Origin of the sequence: Faecalibacterium longum (assembly GCF_040094125.1) — a bacterium.
GTDB lineage: Bacteria > Bacillota > Clostridia > Oscillospirales > Ruminococcaceae > Faecalibacterium > Faecalibacterium longum.
In genome coordinates this window covers 1-4,233 of record NZ_JBBNIH010000101.1, presented here as the reverse complement: position 1 = coordinate 4,233, position 4,233 = coordinate 1, and the positions used below count along the sequence as shown (strand labels likewise).

Annotated in this window: 5 protein-coding genes; 3 read left to right on the top strand and 2 right to left on the bottom strand. The window is 51.5% G+C overall.

Going from position 1 to position 4,233, the window contains the following annotated elements; translation table 11 throughout:
* Window positions 1-239: 239 nt before the first annotated feature.
* Genes AAAU26_RS03515 through AAAU26_RS03505 form a run of 3 tightly spaced genes read left to right on the top strand, consistent with a single transcriptional unit; the run spans window position 240 to window position 3,026 of the window.
* Complete coding sequence (locus AAAU26_RS03515; protein WP_207677382.1) at window positions 240-1,250, top strand: asparaginase; 1,011 nt, start codon at window positions 240-242, stop codon at window positions 1,248-1,250.
* 10 nt (window positions 1,251-1,260) lie between these two features.
* Window positions 1,261-2,100: an EcoRV family type II restriction endonuclease gene (locus tag AAAU26_RS03510; RefSeq protein ID WP_217210825.1), complete on the top strand. Its 840-nt coding sequence runs from the start codon at window positions 1,261-1,263 to the stop codon at window positions 2,098-2,100.
* Window positions 2,097-3,026, top strand: a complete 930-nt coding sequence (locus tag AAAU26_RS03505) for a DNA adenine methylase (protein ID WP_227619735.1) — start codon at window positions 2,097-2,099, stop codon at window positions 3,024-3,026. The genes AAAU26_RS03510 and AAAU26_RS03505 overlap by 4 nt, the downstream gene beginning before the upstream one ends.
* Before the next feature lie 47 nt (window positions 3,027-3,073).
* Here the strand turns inward: AAAU26_RS03505 and AAAU26_RS03500 are convergent, their stop codons facing one another.
* Window positions 3,074-3,403 (bottom strand): branched-chain amino acid transporter permease, encoded by a 330-nt coding sequence (locus AAAU26_RS03500; protein WP_158395743.1) that lies wholly within the window; start codon window positions 3,401-3,403, stop codon window positions 3,074-3,076.
* The gene (locus AAAU26_RS03495) at window positions 3,400-4,137 is read right to left on the bottom strand and encodes an AzlC family ABC transporter permease (RefSeq protein WP_227619734.1); all 738 of its coding nucleotides are present in this window, start codon (window positions 4,135-4,137) and stop codon (window positions 3,400-3,402) included. Before AAAU26_RS03495 ends, AAAU26_RS03500 begins: the two co-directional genes overlap by 4 nt.
* Window positions 4,138-4,233: the final 96 nt, after the last annotated feature.

Below are 4,233 nucleotides of genomic sequence, written 5' to 3'. Positions count from 1 at the left end.
AGTTCGTGCCTCCCGCGCCTCGAAAGTAGCGGGCACTTTTCTGGTTCTCTTTTGGTGCGCAAAAGAGAACTTAACCCCGCGTAACAGCGCTCTACTCTATTATACACCAAATCCCCCTAATTTCTGTGACCAAGTCCCAAAAGCCTCCATTTTCCGCCCAAGCGCCACTTTGCAAGGGCGGGCGAGTGTGTTATACTTTCTATGAATGCGACTAAATCTTCCTGATGGAGGCTTTTTCTATGTCCACAAAGCAGCGTCTGCTTTTTATCACCACCGGCGGCACCATCGCCAGCGTCCGCACCCAGCAGGGCCTCAAGCCCGTGCTCACCAGCGAAGAGCTTCTGGCTCATCTGCCTGAGCTGAACGAGCTCTGCTGCCCCGACACGCTGGCCCTGTGCAGCATCGACAGCACCGACCTCGGCCCGGAGCACTGGCTGATGATGGCGAAGGCCGTACAGGAGAACTATGCCCTCTACGACGGCTTCATCATCTGCCACGGCACCGACACGCTGGCCTACTCGGCGGCGGCTCTGTCTTATCTCATCCAGAACGCCGACAAACCCGTCATCCTCACCGGCGCACAGCAGCCCATCTCCAACGAGATCACCGACGCCAAGAAAAACCTTCGCGACAGCGTCATCTGCGCCCTCGACCCCGGCAGCCGGGGCGTCATGGTGGTGTTTGGCGGCCATGTCATTGCAGGCACCCGCGCCAAGAAGAACAAGACCATCAGCTACGACGCCTTTGCCTCGGTGAATTTCCCGGCGCTGGCACTGGTACAGGGCGACCGTCTGGTGCGGTATGTGCCTTCGCCCTGGCCCACCGGCCCTGTGGAGTTTGGACGCTCGCTCAGCCCCCGCGTCTTCCTGCTCAAGCTGACGCCCGGCCTCAGCCCCGATTTGATTCCCGAAATTTTCCGCCTCTACGACTGCGTCATCGTGGAGAGCTTTGGCGTAGGCGGCATCCCCCAGCGGCTGATGGACGCCTTCGCCGAGGGCCTCGGCGACTACGACAAGACCCACAAAGTACTCATCCTCACCACCCAGGTCACTTACGAGGGCAGCGATGTGGGCATCTACGAGGTGGGCAAGCGGGTCAAGAACCGCTTCCGCTTCCTTGAGGCCCACGACATGACCATTGAAGCCGTCGTGACGAAGATCATGTGGCTGCTGGCGCAGGACTGCGACAGCTTCGACCAGCTGCAGCAACGGTTCTACCGGCAGGTCAATTTTGATACGTTCTACCATTGAGGAGCGTGTAATGAAAAACGAACGTGAAAAAGCCTTATTTTTAGCACAACTAAAAGACTTTGCAAATACTCTGTCCGATAAGATTGCAGTAAACGATGAATGGACCATCAAGGGCTTTATCGATATTTTCAAAAACATTTATACGATTTCTTCCGACACTAAAATCGTCTCCAAAATATTAGAGTTGCACTTATTCCCTCAGTTTCTAGCCTTTGCCGAACAGACTGGATATGACATCGAACTTGCAACTTATCAAAATTACTACCCGGATTTGACTTTTATCTCTAAAATCGACCCTTCCATCAAATTTGCTGTCGATTTGAAAACAACTTACCGAGAAGAGAATCATCCTGATTTCTGCAATGGATTTACGCTAGGTTCTCACGGCGAATATTTTATCAATCGCACAAGTACCAAAAACATTCAATATCCCTATGATGATTACAGTGGGCACTTCTGTTTCGGAATCATTTACACCCGTGCAGTGCTGGACAAAAAGAATGAGACGCATACATATTCCATTGATGAGCTGAATGAGATTCCTTCTGTTATCCACGATTTTCTCTTTTTCGCAGAAGAAAAGTGGAAAATAGCAAGTGACAAGGGTGGCAGTGGAAACACGGCAAATATCGGCAGTATCCATAATATTCAAGATATTTTAAATGGTAATGGTGTGTTTGCCAAAGCTGGTGAAGAATTGTTTGATGATTATTGGGCAAACTTTGGCAAAATAGAAATTCTTTCTGCAAACAAGCGAAAAAAGCTTTCCTCTTTTTCGGAATATCTGCAATACAGAGGACTGCCTTCCGAGTTGAATAATTGCAGAGCCTCTAAAAGGAGCACAAAATGAGCGAAAAAATATTCGTTCCTCCTCTTAAAATTCAAGGCATTAAAACAAAGCTTGTCCCCCTGATTCGAGAAAATGTGATTCTGGACAAAGAAACTATATGGTATGAGCCATTTATGGGGTCTGGTGTTGTTGGCTTTAATGTTGAGCCGGAACGTGCCGTATTTGCAGACGTCAACCCTCACATCATCAACTTTTATAACAGAATAAAAGATGGCTCTATCACCAGTGGAAAAGTCCGTGCATTTCTCGAAGCGGAAGGGAAGAAACTCGAGAATGGCGATGCCGATTATTACTATGAGGTTCGTGACCGATTCAACCAGCATCACGAACCTCTGGACTTTCTCTTTCTGAACCGTGCCTGCTTTAACGGGATGATGCGCTTCAATAAGGACTACAACTTCAATGTTCCATATGGACACAAACCTCAGCGGTTTGCAAAGGCTTATATCACAAAAATCGTAAACCAGGTCGCCCACATCGAAGAGCTTCTGAAAAACCATGAATGGGAGTTTTTGTGTCAATCCTTTGAGGATACGATAAGTTCAGCGACCCATTCCGATTTCATATACTGCGACCCTCCGTATATTGGCCGTCATGTCGATTACTATGACAGTTGGGATGAAGAACTCGAAGTTGCTCTGCACAGCGCACTCGTTAAATCACAGTCCAATTTTATGCTGTCAACATGGCATCACAATGATTACCGTTCAAACGAATATATCGAGCAGGTGTGGAATGACTGCCAAATCATCACACGGGAACATTTTTATCATGTAGGTGCAAAGGAAAAGAACCGCAATCCTGTCGTAGAGGCACTTCTTACAAACTATGTCATTACCGGCACTCAAAATCAGCTCCGGCTTGAAAATGAACAGTTGTCTCTATTTAGCACTTCCGATACACTTCCAGAAAAAATAGCAAATTAAAAACGTCCTGTATTGCTGCGAAATCAATACAGGACGTTTTACATTTCTCAAAACACCATCTGCACCAGCAGCACATAGCACAGCGTGCCGCCGGCGATGGAAACCAGCGTCTGATGCTTCCACTTATGGAGGGCGACGGTCACACCGATGGCGATGGCCTCCGGGATGCCGTGGCTGCCCGAGGTGAGGCTGACGCCCTTGAGGCAGTAGACGATGAGCATTCCGAAGATGGCGGCAGGCAGCACATGGCCCAGATACTCCACCACCTCAGGCACCTTGCCGCCCCGGGAGCCGAACACCAGAAAGGGCAGAAAGCGGGTGAGCATGGTCGCCGCCGCGCAGACGGCGATGGTCAGGATGAACTGGATATTGCTCATTTTGCCGCCTCGCTTTCTTTGGCCTCGATGGGGCGGCGGAGCAGCAGCAGTGCCACAAGGATGCAGACCATCGAGGGGATGAGGAAGCTGCCTGAGCCGAAGATGCGCAGGCAGACCAGCGGGGCGGCAATGCCGATGATGGCGCTGGCGTGCTGCTTTTCCTTTTCCCACTGGTTGAGGAAGATGACCACAAACATGGCCGTCATGACGAAATCGACGCCCTCAGTGCTGAAGGGCAGGACAGCGCCGAGGGCCGCGCCCATGGCCGCGCTGGCGACCCAGTAGATCTGGTCCAGCAGGGTGATGAAGAACATGAACCAGCCCTTATCCACGCCCTCGGGCGGCTCTGCCGAACAGGTGATGGAAAAGGTCTCGTCGCTCATGGCGAAGATCATGTAGGCGCTGCGCAGGCCGTAGCCGCGGTAGCGCTGCAGCATGGTCAGGCCGTAAAAAAGATGCCGCGCCTGGATCATCAGCGCCATCAGAAAGGCCGACACCGGCGCAAAGCTGCCCAGAAGCAGCGACGCCAGCACGAATTCCAGCGAGCCGCCGTACACTACCGTACCCATCAGGGGCGGCAGCCAGACTGGCAGGCCCAGCGACTGCACATAGATGCCGTAGCCGAGGCCCAGCACCAAATATCCGGCAAACACCGGCAGCGTCTGAGGCGCTGCGGCCCGGAACGCACGCCACGCCGGTGCGCGGTTCAAATTTGTTTCGTTTTGTTCCTGCATTTACTTCAACCCTCCAATACAGTAGTATAACAGGTTTATCTGCATTTGCAAGAACTATTTATAAGGCAAAGAGGGTTCTGTGCGGCCGCACAGAAC